A 19,734-nucleotide genomic window follows, 5' to 3' on the forward strand; every position below is an offset into this window, starting at 1 on the left:
ACCAGGCTATAAGATACGTGAACACGGCCGACAGCGCATCTATTCAGGACGCCGGGCCTCGTTCCTCTTTTACCGCCCGGACTTCGGCCAGGGATTTTTTACATCGAGGCAACGATCCCCAGCACCGCCAGATGTACGGCATAAAACATCACAAAAAAGTGCCGCGGCCAGAAGCGCGGGATAGAACGACCGAGGTCAGAACAGACCGCCAGGACCAGTAAAGCGACCATCAGGCCGGCGACAGACTGGGTGATATCATGAATATTCATCAGCATGACCATGACAGCCCACAGCACAGCATACCCGATTCGCTCTACCGGCTCTTTCGCCCGGCAAAGCCGCCAGCTGTTGATCAGCATGAAGACCCCGGCCAGACCGTAGCTGTCGGCAGACAAGGGGAGCCAGGCCACGACCAGCGCAATCGCCAGCAAAACATCATTGCGGGTCTGCAGACTGAACCAGCGCAGCGCCTGGCCGGTGACCGCAAAGCTAAACAGGATATTCCCCATGTACCACGGGTACCCGATGAGAATAAAGGAGCCCTGGGCGATCAGCGCCCAGCACCACAGACTGTTCAGCTGTGTCTGACGGATCTGCCCGTGACGCGCCAGGTTCATTCCCCAGACCAGACCAAACAGAGGAAAACAGCCTCTCCCCAGCAGGCGCATGAGCTCATTATTCCCGGCCAGTAGCAAACCTGTGTGATCGACAACCATCAACACCAGCGCCACCGTTTTGATGATATCCGTCTGTCCTGGCGTCCAGGTCAACAGCCTCTGCAGCCAGAGGTCGACGGCGTTGAGTCGGGTTTCGTGCGTTGCCATATTCGATTCCTTTTAACAGCGCCCCGGCAAGGTACCCGATTTTAATCGGGGAGGATGCCGGAGCAGACAAGCCGCAGGCGCGTCAGTCGCCCCCGAGCGTTTTCTCTCGATTCAAATCCCGGACCATATCCCGTTCCATCTGCTGCAGACGGTCTCGCTGGAGATTTTCGGAAACCACCTGCTGTACCGCCTGGGCCTTCTCCCTTCCCTCCAGATCGTCCGGCAGGGTCAGCCGTTCTCCCTGCGTTTTTTGTCCCTCCATCCCCCGGATAACATCATCAATAACCGTCTTAACCTGGCCCTCAGGTCCCCGCTGTTTATCGTCTTCTCCGGCGACTTCCCGGGCAGTTCGCTCCGCCTGTTTCTCCACTTCCTGCCGTTGTGCCTCATCAGCCACTTTCTGCGCCAGCACCTCCGGCGGGAGTGGGATCTCAACGGGATCAGCCCCTGGAGCCTGGGTTATCTTGTCTGCCCATATGCCTCCGCCGGTGATCGCCCCCGGATTCCAGGGGCGGTCATCGCCGGCAAGGCGAACCACCACGCCGCTGTCAGGATGCTCGCGAGCCACCCTGACGCCCTCGCCCATATTCTCTGCCAGCAGACTCTCCCCGTTCCGGCTGCCCTGTAGCGCCACAAACCGGGCGTCTTCGTTACCCATGACGCGCCCTTCACCGCCGATCACCTGCAGACGTCCGTCGCTATCCGTCAGCGGACTGAGCCAGATACCGGCTTCTTTCCCGTTTTTGTCGAATGCCGGCAACGCCACGTGCGGCTGAGGGTACTTTTTGCCCGGCGAAATGAATTTCCCCGGGGACTTTCCGCGCGCCAACCCCGACTGCTGCAGTGCTGCCCGTCCTGCCGCGCTTTCATCCAGGGGGCGAGCCCGGCTGAGCAACTGGTCCGCGGTTTTCACTGCCCGGTCGTTACGTGGCTCAAGAATATCGTGGGCCGTGGCTTTCGACCGGGAGGCCTGAATGGCTTCGATCCACCCTTCCCGATTGTCGGTGTAGACCTGGACGTGCTGTTTCATACGCGATAACCCGACATAGGCGGATTCGAAACTGGCCATCTGCTTCCGCCCACCCGCCACGCCTTCCAGCGCTATCGCATACGGCTCGCTGGCACCCTGCGCCCCGTGGGCCGTGATGGCGTACGCGAGATCAATGTGTCGCTGGGCTTCATCCTCCATCGGATTCAGTGTGCGGGTATTTTTTCCGTCTGAGAGCGTGACACTGTCACCAGAAACAGATTTCACCTCCCATACACTATTGGCGACGTACCCGCGCTCTGGATCGCTTTTGCTAAAGCGCATACGGTCACCCTGAGACACGGTGATGTCTTCCCGGCGATATAACGTCACGCCCTCCACCGACGCCTCACGAGGAGAGATAAACCGCTCCTTTCCTTCACTGCCTGTCAGGGTGATAAGCTGATTTTCTTTATCCACGCTCCCGATACGGTGGTAGGCATTGTCAACCAGGGCCACGGCCCCATAGTGAGCGGTCCAGGTCGACAGTCTGCGCAGTTCACCGTCGCGAATGTTGGTCGTGACCAGCACCGGCAGGGTAACTTCTTCCCTCCCGACTTCACCGTTCTCCAGCCGTGCATCGTGTATAAGGCTGTTCAGCGCCCGGCGGTCATTATTGAGATGGGTGATAATCAACGTCTGTGACTGCGCCTCCGGGGTACGGCCGGTATAGTCCATCACCAGCGCCCCGTACAGTGTGGTGGGCTGGTCTGCCGGCACGCTTTCTCCCTTTTTCAGCGCGACCTCTATCGCTTTCTCCTGCGCGGGGGTGAATTGCGTGACGGAATTCTCCGGCGCCCAGGCATCCGCTTTTCTCGGCACCTGCTCCGGGGTGACCTGTTCAATCGTGGTCAGCGCGCTGTTCACGTCCCGGTCAATGAGGCTGTAGACCGCCGGTCGCAGTTCCGGTACCTGGCGCACGATTTCTTTCATAATGGCCACATCCGCGGCGCTGCGCTGCTGCATCAGCCTGAACGGCTGCCCCGGCGCAATGGACTGCAGCTGGTCGGTATCACCGCTGAGTACCGCGCGTCCTCCTCCGGCCGCAATCAGGGAGAGGGCTTTCGCGGTGTCTGCCAGCCCCACCATCGAGCTCTCATCGAGCAGAAACAGCGTGTTGCTGAAATCCGGTGTCTGGCCATTACGCTGCAGGAGCTGCGTGTCGTGCAGGAACGAGGCGGTGGTCTGCGCATCCACGCCGGCGCTCTGCATTTCCCCGACCGCACGGTGTGTCGGACCGAGACCGATAACGCGCGGGCGGGTCTCTTCCGGCAGCAGGTCGATGGCACCTGTCACCGCCCGGAACTGGGTTGTTTTCCCCACCCCGGCATAGCCCTGAACGACCGTGAAGCGGTCAGATGTCTCCAGGATCATGCGGGTCGCCGCACGTTGTCCGGAGGTCAGGTCCGTCATCAGGCTGGCCGGCACGCGGTCCATCAGCGGTTGCATCGCCGCTTTCCCTTCGAGTACCCGGGTCAGCACACTCTTTTCTGCATCCCAGGTCTGGCGGGAAATCAGCAGGTCGTTGCCGTGACCGGGCGCCACCGGCACACTCAGCAGACTGCCCGCCCTAATCTGCGCGTGAATGGACCGGTCAATATCCACCATAGGGACCTTACATCCCCCGTCGAATTCCATTGCTGTGGACAGCAGCTGCGGACGCGTGAAGGTCAGGTTGTTGCTTTCCAGTAAGGGAATGGAAAGGTGAATGGCCTGCTCTGCCGGGGAGTGAAGGCCTGCTTTTTGCTGCGCAATGGCCGCATCCAGTTCTGTCTCGCCAGAACGGGCCTTCAGCTGCTCTGTGACCACGCTGAAGGCGGTATGACGCGCCAGCTTCTCTGTAGTGCGGGCCGCATCCTGTGCGGAGTAAAGCCGGATATGGCTGCCGCTCTGCGCCAGCTGGTTCAGCGTGGCATTATCCAGCTCACGCTGCGTCACCGAGGCAAAGACCGTTGCCGTCTCGCTGACCGACCTGCCGGGGCTTTCCACCCAACCGTGCCCGACCTTGATACCGTCGAACGGTCCGGCGCCCACAGCCAGGGTCTGGGGGGGGTTCTGCCCGGGGCGCTGCACTGTCAGCTGCCCGCCCTCCGCTTTCAGTACCGTGACACCCTCGCCCCCTTTCAGCCGCGTCTCAGGAATTTTCCCCAGCACCGCCAGACGTTCACCTTCCGCTACCGGTAGCTTATCGGCCCGAAACAGCGTCCACTGGCTGTCGACGGCAGAAACCTTCATATCCAGACGTTCCCCCTCTTTGTCCCTGAGGGTCAGCATATTGCTGCTGGCGGTCACCCGATCGATCACAAAACGGTCATGCATTCGGGTTTCCGGGTCCCAGCGCTCCATCACCATTCCTTCCCGGTAGTAGTCCCGGACACCGCGACTTTTGCTGTCCAGCCAGACCGGCGTCAGCACGGTGACCGTCATATCCTTCTCACCCAGTACGCCCTCACTTTTGAGCGTTTCCCGGATGAGCCCGTTCAGTATGCCCTGTTCACGGCTCCCGCTGATTTGCGCCACGCTTTCCTGCCCTTCGCGTACGCTGGCGGCAAACTCCTGCGCCAGGCGGCTGTAACGCGCGCCCTTTTCCGGCTCACTGATGATGTCCGCAGTCGCCTGCTTTCCGCCCTGCCAGCGATAAGTATTTACCCCGCTCTCTTTCAGTACTGTCAGCGCGCTGCCGGTACCGCTGCGCTTCCCGCTGTCGGAGAGCAGGACCTGAACGTTATGACGCATGGCGCCATCCAGCATGGACAACGTTTCCTTCAGGCTCATCTTCTCCGCTTGGTCAACGATAAGTGTCCCGCCCGGGATGAAGGCGGTTCCGTCCTGCAGGGCAGATTTCCCGGTCACCGTTTCCCCTGCCAGCCGCGCATCCGCAGACAGAAACTCCCGCGATCGGTTGTCAGCCGCAATGATGTGCACATCTCGCCCTTGCTCCCGGGCCATCAGGGTTAACTCAGCCACCCGCTCACGCTGGCCAGCCGCGCCGCCCTGGCCGGAGACAATTCCCATTGTTGGCCGGTCCTGGGCCAGCACACTGACGGCATCGCTGAACGGTGACTGGCGCACAACAGCGGTATCTGGCGTAACGGAAACATGATTCTGGCGCTGGATCTCCTGGCTCAGCGCTTTAACGGATAATTCGTCCAGGACATGGATGTTTGAGGTAAAGAGGCCTTTCTCGCGGTCGAGCGGGATCAGCTGCTCACGTTCAATCGCCGCATCGATACCCGTCCTCGCCTGCTCAAACACGCCGGGTTTGGCTTCCAGCTGGCTGACCGTGCGGGCCAGCAGGTCGGCATACGTGAACTGCACCTTGCGGTCGCTGAGACCGGCAATCGCCTTCGTCACCACATCGCTGATATCGGGGACGTCCGTTTTCACCGGACTGGCGGGCGCGCCGGCGATGTCTGTCGCGCGCTTATCGGCATCCTCGCGGTAACCGCGCATGTCGAACCCGGTCTCTTTGAGGGTATTCACCCACTCGACCATCTTCTCTGCCGGGTCGAGGGTTTCTTTGGATTTACGGGTATCGAGCGCGGCGACATCCCGGGACTTCAGGGACGCATCGGGCCCTGCGGCTTCCCTGACCTCCTGGGTGCGGGTGGAAAAAGGCTCGACCGGCACCTCTTTCATTTCCCACATGCCGTGCTTGCCTACGACTTCGGTTTCATACCCGAGCTTTTCCACCAGGGGTTTCAGCACTTCACGGTATATTTTTCCAAAAGCGAGCTGGTTGGCATACACGTTCTCAATGAAGCCGGTTTTACCGACCGTGTCGGTCCCCAGCGACTGCCATTTATCGCCGTTCTGCGTGGCATTGATCACCACGGCATGGGTATGCAACTGGGGCTCCTGATTACGGTTCGTATCGTGGTTGAATTTCGCCACAATGAGGTTACCGGTCAGCACGGTTTCACTTTTTCCGTCCGTCATGACCCGGGTCGCAGCCAGCGTTTCAATCTGTTTTACGGCTTCGGTAACGGCCTGATTGTGGGCATCAATCAGGCGCTTATCCCCGCCGATCATGGCCATGACAGACACGCTTTTGGGGGCGGAGAAGGTCAGATCGTAACCTGGCCGGTGTTTGTTCACGCCATCCTGCATCCGGGTCAGGTCGCTGCCGTCCGGCAACTTCCCTTTCAGCAGGTCCGTGAATACCTGCTTATCCACCTTCCCGTCCAGCCCCAGCGCCTCCGCCCCCTTTCCCTGCCAGCGCTCATCCATGCTCCCGATAACGTAATAGTTATCCTTGTCTGTATAGTAATTGCCGGCGCTCCCCGCGGACTTTACCGAACCAATCGACATCATCAGAAGTTCCCTCCCACCTCAATATCATCATGCTCGCTGCGGCTGTGATTGATATTGACCTCTTCGCGTCGCTGCATATCACGCTGTGTTTGCTCAGTCGCCAGCCAGGCGTCATACGCGTCCATGTCTTCAATTTCACCCGCATCATTCACCCCGGCTGGCAGCATATCCTGACCCTGTTCTGCGGACTGTTGCTCCAGTACCTGTTCCGTCCCACCCGCAGGCACAGCAGTCGCACCGGAAGTGGATGCCGCTGCCGCAGCTACAGGCCGGCTTAACGGAACGTTCGTGACTTGCGTGGCAGGAGCAGGAGACGCCGGGGCTTCAGGCGTCTTACCGGATTCATCGGCTGCCGGCGTTTTCGCCGTCGGCGGTGCTTTTACCGACGCAGGCGATATGCTGCCTCCTGCAGGCTTAGCCAGCTCAGGCTGAACGTCGGGGTTTCCTTCGTATTCGGCCGGCTCAGACACCTGCTCATCCGGCGTGAACAACGCACGGGCCAGACTGCCCTCTGCCTCCCGGGCTTCCAGCAGAGCACTGAGTCTTTCATCCACGCGCGCATCGAGACGGCGCTGAATAAATCCCTCGGCGATTTTCGGCCGGGATTTGTATTTCAGAGCCAGCTTCACTGCCGGATACGGGCCCGGCAAGGTGACATAGCAGGACAGATCAGGCAGCGTCTGGATGTCGGAGTAACTAACGAGTGTTTCCCGTTCTTTTTCCTTGCCGGTCGACACGCCGTCACGCACCGGGTCCGCACCGTAAGAGTACTGCTCGCTGGCCTTGAGGATTTCTTTCTCACCGATTTCGCCGGCGGCAAACTCAGCAATCTCTTTACTTGGGGAGCGGAAAAAGGCACGGGTGTTCATCACGTCGAACAGCGTCGCCGCGGGCTTCACGCCGTAAATATCTTCGAGCTGGGCATAAGACTGGATACCAAACACGAAGCAGCCACCAAACTTACGGGCTTCAGGCAGGATTTCGACCAGGTCCGGCAGTTTGTGCAGCGTGGGTATCTCATCGCCAAATACCCAGATACGGCGGTTACGATTCTCCCCCAGAGCCAGAAGCCCACGAATGGCAATACTCAGCCACATCGAGATAACCGGCTTCAGTGACGCATGCGTGTCCGCATTGGAGGAGATAAACAGCCAGCCGTTGGGCTGGTCCTCACGAACACCGCGCATCCAGTCGCGAATAGTGAACGGCTCACCGTTTTTCTCGATCCCCTGCAGATAGCGAATGGCTTTGACGTAGTTGGTCAGTACGGCACGAATGGAGATAGCCGTTTTCTCAATCTTTTCCTCCACCAGGTTGGCTGCCGGCGTATCTTTCAGGTACGCGCGCAGCTTGTCGATTTTGATGGACAGCATGGTATTAACCAGCTTCTCATAGCTGCGGTCTTTGTCTTCTCGCATCAGGTAGGCACCTTCAGAGAAAATGGTGCGGCCAGAGCCCTGCCAGAAGGGATCATCATTTGACGTCATCGGGATAAGCGTATTAGAGACGTTATCAAAATCCGGTAGCGTCAGGCATTCGCGCCATATATCCCAGGCAGCACAGCGGGAATCCAGTGGGTTGAGTATCTTATCTAAGGATGGGTCGTAATAACTTTTAACGAACTCGCAGGAACGGTCGTAGACAATGGCCATATCACCACGTGCACGCACGTAATTCAGCAGCCGGCGGATGACTTCGGATTTACCTGAGCCGACCGTACCGTGAAGACAGAAGTTCTGGATTTCAGAGTATTTAAGAATAGGCAGATCGCCAATTTTAATATCGGAGGCCACCCCATCGCGTTTCATCTGGCGGGCCACTTCTTTTGGTTTATCGGAAAGCTGGCGCCCTCCGGTATTCTCGTCTTCGCTTTGCTGTTTCCCCTGGCGGCCCAGTACCCAGCTGGCGACAAAGAACGTCACAATACAGACGGTCAACGACACGATGGCGGCAAAAACGAAGCTGGTCCAGAGCTGCTCACCGCACCAGATGGTATATTTATCGGCAAGGATTTGCTCCGAATTATATTCCAGCGACTTCCCATAATAGTTAATCGTATAGACCGGCTGGGAGCGAATAATATCGCGCATGGGCGCCAGTGTCGTACACCACCAGTAGACGCAGCCGTTAACGAAAGTTTGCCAGCTGAGCCGGTACATCAGCATCAACCCGCACAACACCCAGAAAATAATAAAAAGCACATAGAATATAATATTGGCAATCTGGCCAAACATGCGAAAACGCATATTGGCAATCTGACCGCCTTGCGTCATATCTTTGGCATTAAAACTCATGGCAATAATCCGTCAGCAGACCATTGAGGAAGGAATGCCGGACATAATGAAATATCCGACAGAAGGTCATTACATCGTTCCGCCGATGGCGGCAACGCCTCACAGATGCACAAATAAATTGCGCACCCGCTCACCGTTGAGTAGAGGTAGAGAGCAAGTAGGAAAAAATATCCCAACTCTGCAGATTAAGCCGGGATAATATTATCAAAAAATTAGAGAAGCTTATTTATTCATTATATCACAGGCTTGTTTATAGCCGTGCTCACACGATTTCCTCAGATATACATAACCGGTATGCTGGTTCATAGACACCCCACTACCGTTAGAGTATGAAACATATAGATTGAATTCAGCCTGACCGTTTCCTTTATCAGATGCCTTTTCCCACCAGTCTACCGCTTTACTCATACTACGCTCTACACAGACTCCCCGTAAGTAGTAATTGCCGATATTAAGATATGCCATATCATAGCCTTTACCTGCTGAGGCATTTAAAAGCTCCAGTATCCTATTACAGCGTGAATCGCGAGAATCTGATTCCGAATACAACATTGCCAAATCATTTTGCGCCCTTGGGTCACCATTACGGGAGGCTTTAACAAACCATTCCTCAGCTTTTTTGAGGTTTTTCTTAACCCCTTTCCCGTAAAAATAGAATGACCCCATATCTGCCTGCGCCTCAGCGTTGCCTTGCATTGCCGCCTTACCAAGCCAATAGAAGGCCTTTTCATAATCCCCGGACACTATCATATACATCCTACCCATTTTGAATTGTGCTTGGGCATCCCCTGCAATAGCATCTTTCTTAGTCTTGCTATAGTAGTCATCGTTTGCCAGTGCATTAAAGAGAGTAAAAATAAAAATCGCACCAATTAAGACATTACTTTTTTTCACATCGATATCTCCTTGCATCTAAATTTAGCATTTAAAATTTAAAAACTTCCCGCTCAGTAATCCGTGTGACTGTTAATACCATAGAGATCTCCGCAAATATCGACCCCACCGATCATTGGCATCCCACTCGCAGGATTTGTATCATGAAACCCACAATCAAACCCCGTGCCGCTGAATATGTCACCTCCACATTTTGAATCGTATTCAGCATCAACAGAAAAAACATCGTGACTTATATCGATTAGAGAACCTGTAACGCAACCTGAGCAATAAGATGAAGAACCGCCAATAATGTTGCCACTTGTTACAAGCCGGAAATCATGCTCCCCCGACGAAAATGAAGAGTCATTACTGTAACTACGATAATTAACACAGCTACGGTTTACAGAGATTATATTTACTTGAGGATTCAACCACAGGCGCCTACTGAGATAAAATGGATGAAAGAAAAACACAAGCATTAAACAAAGAGCAGGGTGAATTAGTACAGATAAAAACACAAAAGCCATGTACTTTAAGTTTTTCTCACAAGGAGAAGGATACCTCCCTCTCCTCTGAACAACATATTTCACATACTCAAAAATGCCTAACCAAATTACTGACATAGCGATAAGAAAAATAACAGCGAATGGGGAAATGCTATGTAATAAACATGAGAAACATACCATCAACAACATAAAAAAAATTTTCACACCCTCTCCCTAAAACGCCTATACTTAACGTTTATGTCTCTCTTGGAAATCGAGAGATTTTTTCGTCAACTCATCTCGGGTATCGGCCCCGGGAATTAACTCTTGCGCTTCCTTTCTGGTATTATATTCACTTTCAAATTTATTTCCTTCTGATTTGTGGTGATTTTCCAGATCGGTCTGCTGTTTTCTCACCTCACCGCCCTGTTGGGCTATCTTATTACTGGTTTCCAGATGTGCTTGTTTATTCTCAGCAATCATCCCTTCTACGCTCTGGTCTACGCTCTCTTTAATCCCTGCATCCCTAGTCATCGAATTTATATTTCCACTATTCTGCCCGTAATCCGCCATCACTGTGCCACGATCGCCACCGCCTGATACACCAGACATGTTCTGGCCAATTGCCTCTCGTCCCTGTTGATAAGCACCATCAACCTTTGGCTCAACCTGCGCTTTGACGAATTCACGCGCCAGGGCCTCACGTTGTGCTGCCACTTCCGGCGAACTGGTATTTGTCAGGATAGCTTCCGCATTCTGCGGAGAACGTTGTTGGACAAAGTTAGCAAACTGCTGCGTCAGATTCTCGCTCATCTGGCCGCTCATGCTTTCGGTACGCGACGCCATTTCACTGAATTCATGGCTACGTGTACGGCTGTTTGTATATTGGTCGTAGCTGTTTTTCGCACTGGAAAGTGACGCAGAGAACTGGTCCACGCGGGAGCTGGCATTATTATCTGTTGTATTACCAGAAGTGCTGGTTTTATGGCTGGTAATATAATCAGACGCCTCTTTAAAGTCTTTTGCTGCCTGACTACTTATATCATGACGACTGTCTTCTGAATGACGGCCAGATTGTCCAACCGTATCTGTTGAACCAGTACTAGCAGTGCCAGTTATTGAAGCTTTTCCACCGACTTCCGCTCGTCCCCCAGTACCGAAAACTTCAAAACCACCGCTTACTTTAGCGCTGCCATAAATTTCACCAGATACAGACCCTTTCGTTGACTTATCCATCAACTGCTGGAAAGACTCTTCATTGCTGATGTTGTTGGCTTTTGCATTAGAAACAACAGCATTCCACATTTTACTTCTGGCCATCGAATCCTGCGACGACTCAGTATTATCAGCGCCTGACGTAATGGAAGCGCTGGTCCCCATATTTGTGCCAAACTGCTTCAGGCTGTTCCAGGCGCTGGTCACGCTACTGTTATAGCCCTGCAGAGAGCTCTCTGCCTGGACGTCAGATTCCCGTGCCATCTGCTGCTGGGCACTGGCTATCTGCCGGCCTACATTAATATCCACCGGCAGTTTTGACATCGCGCCGCTGCTGTCCCAGACCATCGAACCATCCCGGGTCTGTGTACCCATGCCTCCGTTCCCCAGTTGCCGGGACATCTGTCCAAATGCCGTTGAACTGTTGGTGTTCCAGCTGTTTCCGCTGACATTGTCCGTCTGCATATTCGAAAACGAGTAATTCCCGTCTACCACGCTGGAAGAGGCCTGCGACGTCGAGCTGAGGCCCGACGAGGCAAAATGGCTGTACGCGCTGGAGAACCCTGCCCCCATACTTTTAATCATGGCCCAGGTTAAGGGAGGGATCATCATCGAGATGTAGCCCGCGGTCGTTGCAATATCCGAGTTTTTCAGCTGGACCTGAGAGAGTTCAGACAGAACCACCGGTACTCCATTTTGCTTCGCATAATACGCCATCGCACTGTTCAGAATGGCGTACAGCAGAGGCCAGGACTGCAGCCACATCAGCGCATAAAAGTAACCCTTGATGACCTGCATTGTCATCATGTTGAACATGGCGGCCATCACCATGATCGGAAACAGGCCAATCATGATCCCCATCACGACCGTCTGCATCAACGGCAGGGAGCGTAATGCCTGGTGGCCCATTGTCGCCTGTGCCAGGCGTTGTTTCTCCAGCGAAGAGGTGTTGGCGATGTTCACCAGGCTGGCCGTATCACCACTGCGGGCCGCGTAGCTCTGAATACCGCTGCGCAGGGCATTCATGGTGACATTCTGGCGGATTATCTGTCCCGCGCTCTGCCCCGAGCTGTAGAAGAAGTTATAGCTGTCACCGATCATCTGGCTGAACAGCAGGTCCGGGTTGGGTTTGCCACCAAAGAGCTGGCGCACATAGTAGTTCCAGGTTTTCCCGCCGGTCTGAGAATCCAGCGCCAAGGCTGATTTCAAATCACGGGAGGCTTCCTGACAGGTTTTAAACTGATTATTTTTATCAAATACCCCGCGCAGCGGGCTGGGGTTAGAGAAAATAATGGTGTACGGATCAGAGGAATTCAGCAGTTCCTCAAACGAGTACTTATGGTTGAGGAAAATGTCGCCCATGACGCAGTTCTGCACATAGTCGGAGAACAACGTGGTGATCTCCGGGTTCTGCGATAAAAAGTCGGTGCTTTTAGCGATTAAATTACTGCCAAACAGCATCCCTGTTTTACTGTACGTCACGCTGTCGGGCAGGGAGAAAATCATCTCATAGCTCTGTACCAGCGCATTCCCGACGCGTGTTGTCAGCGAGGCAGGAATAGCCAGGCCTATCGGGACGTTGTCGACCTGATAGACCTGAGAGACATTACTGTAGTCGATAATCTGCACTGGTTTGCGAATGACGACCAGCATCGAGACCAGCGTCAGGGCAAACACCCAGCCGACCAGATCCATAACGTTATGCTTTTTCACCCAGCTGCAGGCGACAATCAGCACGGAAAAGGCGATACACATTTTCTCGATGGAGGACCAGGTACCGGTACTCATGAAAGCGGCAATGGCATTCAGGTTACCCCGAAACCAGTCGCCGCCGGCTATCGTGTAGATTTCCAGCATCAGAGGCTTCCTCCAAATCGATAGTTGTTCTGGTAGCGGGTCATCATGCGGGCGGATACCTGTTGACGCATGTAGCTCATCTGCCGGTCAACGACCAGCAGCGCGTCCTGCTGCACCTGTACCCGGGACTGAAAAGCGGCAATCTGCACACTCGCCTGGTTCAGGTTCTCGAGGATCATGTCCATCGTCGACTGCGGGTAGTTTCCGGTTGCGACCATTGCACGGGCCTGCTGGATCAGCTCCTGAATGTACTGCAGCAGGATGTCGTAGCCGATATAGTCCGTCAGCTGGTAAAGCAGGGTATTCGAGACCCCGAGCATCTGCGGGTCAACCAGGTATTTAAAGACCGGGATGGTAGTGCTGGAAATAAACCCTTTCTCCTGTTCCGTCAGTTTTTCATCCGCCACAGCCTTGTTCTGGATGCTGCTCAGTAGCGTGGAAATCTGGTTCTTCAGCGCCTTGTTTGCGGCTATAGTTACCGTCGCATCCGCAACCACCTTGAGACATTTATCGGAATCATTGCAGTGGTAAATTTTTGCTGATCCCCCCTCCATCATCGCCTTAATCAGGTCCTGATCCGTGGTCCGTGCCGGCAGCGGCGTAATTTCACTGTTCTCGCCAAAAATAAGGGTACCGGTCAGCGTCATAACAAACTCTTTCAGCTCTTTATTGCCGTCGAAGAGCCGGTTTTTGGACAGGGCATTCCACATGATGTTGATGTTCTTCATCACACGCTCCTTGTCCTTGTCGCTGGCCTTGTCCTGCACCTTGTCCATCTGCCCTCCTACCGAACAGCCCTGTCGGGACGCGGCCCAGTCCGAAAAGATATTGCTCTCGCCCGCGATATCCTGGCAGACCTTCTGCTGCGCCACCTGGGTGCGAGGAAACAGCCCTCCGACAATCCCCTGCGCGGCCTGGCAGCTGCTGAGGTTCATGCTGTTGATGTCGCTGGCCATCTTCTGCAGGAAGTCCTTTGCGGTCTTGATTTCGGGTACAGTGGTCTGCAGCGCCAGGTCAAAAAAGTAGCCAACGGCATTACTCATAATTTGTTTGCCGAAGCGCTGTATCTGTTCGCTGTTGATAAAGGAGAACGAACCCAGATACGCATCGATGCCGCCGCAACCGGCATTGATATCCGGCAGGGTCATACTGACCAGTTGGATCGTTTTCACCTGTGTTCTGGCATACAGCGAACCGCCGGAAGCGTAACCCGCCGCCTGTCCCTGCCAGACCTGGGGCTGACTGGTATTAGAAGCGAACCCCAGCTTATTGAAGAAATTATTCATATCGCCATTCACATCAGCGGCAGCAGTGAATGACATCCCCAGCAGCACACCACAAAACAATGACAGCGGTTTAATTCTCATCCTTGCCACCTCCATTATTGTTTCTTGTCCATTTGAAAAGCACGAAATCCAGGGCGTACGATAAAGAATTCAGCAAACCAAAAAAGATATAAACCGCAAGGCAGCCAGCAGATAGCGAAAGAAATATAAACGGAACAAAATTTTTCAAGATATTCCAGAGGTCTTTTATATTTTTCTCTACCGTTACGCCTCTGGATAGCAATTCAACGGTCAGCCAGTCAAAAAACTTATCCGTCATAAACCACAAGCTAAAAGCAGCGACTACAAACATAAAAAACAAATAAAGAAAAACTCTCAGTCTTTTCCTGACATCCGCGGTATGTTCTCTGACTTTATTAAAACTTTCTTCTGAGGGTTTACTGATTAGGTTATCCATTATTGGGCGTCCCCATCATTTGAAATACCGTATCCATTCTGGCCATAAACCCCTGAGCATCGGTGGCGCCCTGCAGAATCGGCCAGGCCGCCAGCGTATTCACATTCACCAGAAACGTGGTCGGGGTAGCCACCGGGATATTCGGGAAAAAAGTCTGCATCACGTCAGGCGGTACCGGCAGGGCTTCAGGGAACGACTCGTCCCCCTGTCCGTCGATCGTGTAAGAGAACACCGAGAATCCGTATTGTCCGGACAGCTGCTTCAGAACCGGGTCAAACTTATGGCAGTACGGGCAGTGCCCCTGCATAAACAACACCACTTTCCAGTCGCTAAGATTGACCTGTTTGCCGTTGCTGAGCCGGTACCAGCGGGCCTGAGAGACCGGCTTCGCGGACGTGGGTGCGCCAGCGGACGACGCCGGTGCCGAACCTGTTATGCCCTGCGGGTCCCAGAGAGATTTCACTTCATCGAGCGTACCGGCCCAGGTCACGGGAGAAAGTGCCAGCAGCAGGGCCGCCGTTGTGATACCCGCCCTAATTGTCTTCAGGTTGCTTTTCACGGGCCTTCTCCTGTTTTTCTGCTTCAGCAATCAGGGCATTCAGAATTCGGTATCCACCAAATATCACCATACCCAACCCCAGAATCTCCCCGGCCTGAACGGCCAGCTCAGGCTGTTTTCTGACGAGCCTGGCAATCAGGTGGAAAAACACGCCCACCGCCAGCACCCACATTCCCGTAATATCCAAATCAGGGAACCGAATCTTTCGCATGACACACTCCTTAAAAATTGGGTTTAAAGTCGCTGGAGACATAGAGGAACTGTTTCGCCAGGTCGTCCTGGCTGATAAAGCCGTAACTGAGGGGTTTAACCTGCCCGCTTTTGGGATTGACCAGCATCATCGCGGGGAAGAACTTCACGCCGAGCTGTTGTGCCTGTCCCTGGTCCAGCCGGCTGTCGGGGAGCATGGGATTCACCACACCGTCGACGGAGACCGGTATCACGCTCAGTCCGTAGGTTTCGCGGAAGTTTTTAATGACCTGGACCAGTTGCCCGTCGATGGCCTCCCGGCCGCGGTAGAAAAACATCACGCCATAGTGCTGGGCCAGGGAGGAGATTGCCTTGCGCTGTTCGGCGTAGTCGGCAGCCAGCTGGTTTTTCACGGTGCCGTTGTAGTGGCTGTACTGCAGGTTGTAGTCCAGCTCGGGGTTTTCCAGCATGGCCTTCTTCGCGCTCATCGAGAACAGGCCAGCCTGCTGCGTCCAGTAGTTCTGTAGCCGGAAATACTTCACGAAATTGTCAGATGAGGGGTAAAGAATAGCCTCGTAAAGCGATCGCTTTGTGGCCGTCTGCAGCTGCGCCAGCTTCTCAAGGATGTCCTGCTTTGCCGGCGGTGGCACAGGCGTGGCAGGCGTTTCCGGGTCTGTTTTTTTTAGCTGCTCGTTATACCATTGCCAGCCCGCATCTTTCGCCCAGGCCGGCATCAGGGTGCAACAAAGGCACCCCGCCAGTATGGCGGCATGTAGTTTTCCCATAATGAATACCTTTTTGACTGAATTAATTCGGCTGGCGTGAAATATGTTGATAGACGATGTATTTATCGAGACTGACCGTTTTCGTTTCAGGGTCAGTGCGTCCCTCAAACCGGAAACCGTTGCAGTACAGTGTAAGATTATTCATTTCTAATGCCGTACGTTCACCGTTCCTGATAACCCACGCAGCCTGCGAGCTCCTGTCACACTGAATACCCCAGGCCCGGTTGGTGGCCAGAAACGCATTAATCTGTTTATCCCGCCACAGGCTGTAAGACATGATGCTGATCAGAAAAACGACAAACACGCCGACAAACACGATCACCAGCCCGTATGATTTGTTCTCTTTCATCCCTGCCCCTTATTTTCTTTTTTGCAAAATCCCTACTAAAGCAGAAATAAACAGGTGACTCATCAACCAGAAAAAGCCGACTATAAGGATAAAAACCACACTCTCAATATAATCACTGCCCGATGTCCCTTTGACGGCATCCCATGAAAAATACACCACAGGGGAGATAATAATTATCGTCAGCACCAGTCTCAGAGAAAAATCGACAACAGGATGTTTAGCAAAGCTAACTATCACTTTTATCCTCCTTACCGGCATCGGTCTTTTCATCACTGAACCCCGTGATGAGGACGTAGATGACAATTGAAACGGCACCAAATCCGGCAGCCGCTGACAGGTTGTACGCGGTAAACAGCGTGACCAGCATGGCGACGGTAAACTGAGTGCCCAGCGCGCCCAGGAAAAACATCAGCGCCCCGCGTGTCATGGCCAGCATGGCCATCAGCAGCGGAGTCGCCAGGATAATAATAAATAGCACAACGGATTTTAACATCGGCATCGCGCCGGTGCTCAGCCACGACATCGCACTTAATATGATAAATACCAGGATAAACGGATAAAGCACTTTCCCTTTACTGTACTTATTAAAAAGGCCATGTGTTTTCATGTTTACTTTCCTTTTTTATTTTGATGATGACTGCGTGAGGAGTTCTTTAATTCGCTGCTTTGTTTTCTCTGTCAGTTCCGCATTATCCGGGATTTTTTGGTTATTGATTAAATCCTCCATGAAGTTTGTAAAGTCCAGCTGATTAAAGTTAATGCCCTGCAGTTCTGCTATCGTGATCCCCCGGCAGTTCGGGCTGCTGGCGCCCCCGAAACCAATATGCAGCTGTCCATTACGGCCTTGCTCCTGGACTATTTGAGCCAGCTTTGAGTCAAACTGGCAGTAGCTGCGTTTTTTCTCCAGGCAGATCCCCAGCACCTTTTTCGAGCAGAACTCACCAATACTGACCGTCAGCTTGTTGGTTTTCGCTTTGGCCAGCGCCTTCTCTTCGCTGCTGCAGCGTGCCAGGCCCACATCCTGGCCCCATCCGCTGTCCTTGCAGCAGTTGCTGAAGCCTGCAGCAAACTTCTTACAGAATTTAGCCTTGCCGGTGAATGCCCTGACGTCCACCCCGTTCAGCTCCGCAACATCTTTACCCGCGGCGGCCAGCGCCGCGAGCTCCGAAACCGCCTGTCCAAAGCCGTTGTTCGTGCCGCTGACCGCTTTATCACACTCGCCATCGAGGCAGAACACATCCCCGCCGCAGATCATCTGCTTACCGCTGGTCCGGGTTTCACAGGAATAGGTCGCATACTCGTGCAAACAGGTCCCGTCTTCCGCGCTGAATGCACACTGGCGTGATGAGAGCGTGCAGGCTGCATTACTCATCAGGTTTTCACAGGAGCCGTTATCCGCCGGCTGAGTCAGCCAGGTGTCTTTGTATTTCCAGCATGCTTCTGTGAAGGAATACGCCTTCCCGCCCAGGTTGAGGGTTTTCGTCCCGCCCGGGCTGATACATTCTTCGCCTGTTTTCATGCCCTCGTCCTTGCTGAACGGACAGCTTTCAACCCAGACCACCTCTGGTGCAAATACGGTTTCCGTCTCTTCCATGACCAGTATGACCGTCACCTGAATGGATTTAACATTCATTGATGGTTGGGTTTTCGACGTTTTCGTTACCGCAAAGGTCTGCCCTGCAACAACGTTCCGGTCCATGCTGAAAGACTGGTGAATTTTCCCGGTACCATCGTAGTAATGGTAACTACAGTGTGTGTTCTGACCACCGGAACATATCGACATCGTATTAGGCCAGGTCATCACATCGACAGGGAATGTTTTATCAAAGAGGCTGATTTTTTCACTGACTGCAAGCTTGCAGCTATCTCTGACCTTTCCTTCGTTGTCACACTCATCAATCCAGGGAACGGGAAGGGGTTCACCATCAACGGATACACTTAACAGGCGCCCTGTCGACGGGATCGTCATCGTCCCGCCCCATCGGGTGCTGTTCCGGGTGAAAGACAGCGGGACGGCCTGCTGGTATGTACGATTGACCTTTTGCGTCGTGGCGTTGTCTTTCAGCGTCGCCTCCCGCGTGCAGAAGTTCTCCACCTGCAAATCCCGCTCGCACGTATGGTTCGTGAACTCGCTACGATTAACCACCTGTGCCGTACAGGCCTGACCGGTATTCCCCACAATCGAATCCGCTCTGGACTCGGTCTCTTTCGCCGCCTGAATGAATGGCGCGTCGGCCGAAATACTGTCCGGGGGACGGTTAGTAAACGACTCCGTGATGCTGTTCCCCACATCACTGCTGGCCCATTCCGCTGCGGAATCGCTTTTCAGGTTACTGTCACCGCTGGCGGAGACGCCGCCGTAATATTTCGTCTGCGCCGGTTTGCTGGTATACCCTGGCAGCGTGTCAGCCCCGTTGAAATTCTTCAGCGCGTCAGTCCCGCTTCCCTGTATCTGTTTTGCATAATCAGCGCCCGCTTTGTAATCGGACGTGCTGTCAGCACAGGCAGGAACCGTAAACCAGATAAATGTCCCGAGCACGAACATATGGAGCATCAGGATCAGGGGAAGTGATTTCATCAGGCACCTCCCAGCAGTTTTCGGGCAGTCTCTGCACAATCCCCTTTCTCAACCACCTTTTCCAGGGCCTGCTTCAGGCGAATATTGCCCTGTATGACGTCAAAACCGGCTTTGCAGCGCACAACCAGCGCGGGAACACTGCGGATGTTGTACTGTGAATAGAGCGTCGGGTCGATTTGCACCCCTTCGGTGATCCCCGCTTTAACCAATCCCATCACCGCATCAGTGGTGGCTTTCATATCGTTATTGACGAGCCCCCGGAGCGTGGCGGGAATACCGTAGCGGTGGGTTTCATGCAGCATCCGTTTTAACCCCTCGTCCGGTATTGAGAAGGAGATGAAATACACGGCACCTTCCGCCGGCTTATCCCGGGTCAACTCCCGCTGCTGACTGGCCAGATTATCGATGAACTGTTGATCTGAACGGGTAAGGGGGTTACGGCTGATTTGTGCTTCAAGATCCTGCTGCAACGCCTTATCCGGATGCCGGCGCAACTGCTCGCTGAAATCCTCCTGCTGCTTAAGCCACTGACGATCCGCCGCCATCGGGTCTGACGAAACTGCGCCCTCTGCCGCGGTGACGGTACGGGTCAGTAACAGCATCACCGTCAGTATGTTCAGTAATTTCACAGTAGACTCC

The 19,734-nt window shown here is 54.0% G+C and carries 16 protein-coding genes; all 16 read right to left on the bottom strand.

Annotation, left to right across the window (positions count from 1 at the left end):
• Positions 1-98: 98 nt before the first annotated feature.
• The 16 genes from traX to trbC all read right to left on the bottom strand — a co-directional run bounded on the left by traX (position 99) and on the right by trbC (position 19,724).
• The gene (gene traX / locus GO007_RS24790) at positions 99-824 is read right to left on the bottom strand and encodes a type-F conjugative transfer system pilin acetylase TraX (protein WP_095104599.1); all 726 of its coding nucleotides are present in this window, start codon (positions 822-824) and stop codon (positions 99-101) included.
• Between the two features lie 82 nt (positions 825-906).
• Entirely contained in the window at positions 907-6,165 is a 5,259-nt protein-coding gene (gene traI / locus GO007_RS24795) for a conjugative transfer relaxase/helicase TraI (RefSeq protein WP_095104601.1), read from the bottom strand.
• Positions 6,165-8,459, bottom strand: a complete 2,295-nt coding sequence (gene traD, locus GO007_RS24800) for a type IV conjugative transfer system coupling protein TraD (RefSeq protein ID WP_095104603.1) — start codon at positions 8,457-8,459, stop codon at positions 6,165-6,167. The genes traI and traD overlap by 1 nt, the downstream gene beginning before the upstream one ends.
• Before the next feature lie 222 nt (positions 8,460-8,681).
• Positions 8,682-9,353 (bottom strand): tetratricopeptide repeat protein, encoded by a 672-nt coding sequence (locus tag GO007_RS24805; RefSeq protein ID WP_189339918.1) that lies wholly within the window; start codon positions 9,351-9,353, stop codon positions 8,682-8,684.
• Between the two features lie 53 nt (positions 9,354-9,406).
• Positions 9,407-10,045 carry a hypothetical protein gene (locus tag GO007_RS24810; RefSeq protein ID WP_143350200.1) on the bottom strand — a complete coding sequence of 213 codons (639 nt, stop codon included), beginning with the start codon at positions 10,043-10,045 and terminating at the stop codon, positions 9,407-9,409.
• 24 nt (positions 10,046-10,069) lie between these two features.
• Positions 10,070-12,892, bottom strand: coding sequence for a conjugal transfer mating-pair stabilization protein TraG (gene traG, locus GO007_RS24815; RefSeq protein ID WP_095104607.1), 2,823 nt, complete (start codon positions 12,890-12,892; stop codon positions 10,070-10,072).
• On the bottom strand, positions 12,892-14,274 hold the full coding sequence (gene traH, locus GO007_RS24820; protein WP_189339919.1) for a conjugal transfer pilus assembly protein TraH: 1,383 nt from the start codon (positions 14,272-14,274) through the stop codon (positions 12,892-12,894). The genes traG and traH overlap by 1 nt, the downstream gene beginning before the upstream one ends.
• Positions 14,249-14,635 carry a hypothetical protein gene (locus GO007_RS24825; RefSeq protein WP_095104611.1) on the bottom strand — a complete coding sequence of 129 codons (387 nt, stop codon included), beginning with the start codon at positions 14,633-14,635 and terminating at the stop codon, positions 14,249-14,251. Before GO007_RS24825 ends, traH begins: the two co-directional genes overlap by 26 nt.
• Positions 14,628-15,194 (bottom strand): type-F conjugative transfer system pilin assembly thiol-disulfide isomerase TrbB, encoded by a 567-nt coding sequence (gene trbB / locus GO007_RS24830; protein ID WP_095104613.1) that lies wholly within the window; start codon positions 15,192-15,194, stop codon positions 14,628-14,630. Before trbB ends, GO007_RS24825 begins: the two co-directional genes overlap by 8 nt.
• A complete protein-coding gene (gene traQ / locus GO007_RS24835) occupies positions 15,169-15,405 on the bottom strand; it encodes a type-F conjugative transfer system pilin chaperone TraQ (RefSeq protein WP_064386186.1) in 237 nt (78 codons plus the stop codon). Before traQ ends, trbB begins: the two co-directional genes overlap by 26 nt.
• A gap of 10 nt (positions 15,406-15,415) precedes the next feature.
• On the bottom strand, positions 15,416-16,168 hold the full coding sequence (traF, locus tag GO007_RS24840) for a type-F conjugative transfer system pilin assembly protein TraF (RefSeq protein ID WP_095104615.1): 753 nt from the start codon (positions 16,166-16,168) through the stop codon (positions 15,416-15,418).
• A gap of 22 nt (positions 16,169-16,190) precedes the next feature.
• Complete coding sequence (locus GO007_RS24845; protein ID WP_095104617.1) at positions 16,191-16,517, bottom strand: hypothetical protein; 327 nt, start codon at positions 16,515-16,517, stop codon at positions 16,191-16,193.
• Between the two features lie 9 nt (positions 16,518-16,526).
• Positions 16,527-16,775: a conjugal transfer protein TrbE gene (trbE, locus tag GO007_RS24850; RefSeq protein ID WP_157349377.1), complete on the bottom strand. Its 249-nt coding sequence runs from the start codon at positions 16,773-16,775 to the stop codon at positions 16,527-16,529.
• Positions 16,744-17,124 (bottom strand): hypothetical protein, encoded by a 381-nt coding sequence (locus GO007_RS24855; RefSeq protein ID WP_095104621.1) that lies wholly within the window; start codon positions 17,122-17,124, stop codon positions 16,744-16,746. The genes trbE and GO007_RS24855 overlap by 32 nt, the downstream gene beginning before the upstream one ends.
• 15 nt (positions 17,125-17,139) lie before the next feature.
• A complete protein-coding gene (gene traN, locus GO007_RS24860; RefSeq protein WP_095104623.1) occupies positions 17,140-19,095 on the bottom strand; it encodes a type-F conjugative transfer system mating-pair stabilization protein TraN in 1,956 nt (651 codons plus the stop codon).
• Positions 19,095-19,724, bottom strand: coding sequence for a type-F conjugative transfer system pilin assembly protein TrbC (gene trbC / locus GO007_RS24865; RefSeq protein ID WP_095104625.1), 630 nt, complete (start codon positions 19,722-19,724; stop codon positions 19,095-19,097). The genes traN and trbC overlap by 1 nt, the downstream gene beginning before the upstream one ends.
• Positions 19,725-19,734: the final 10 nt, after the last annotated feature.

This window comes from Klebsiella sp. 10-1, from assembly GCF_009758445.1.
In the GTDB taxonomy this organism is placed as follows: Bacteria; Pseudomonadota; Gammaproteobacteria; order Enterobacterales; family Enterobacteriaceae; genus Klebsiella; species Klebsiella scottii.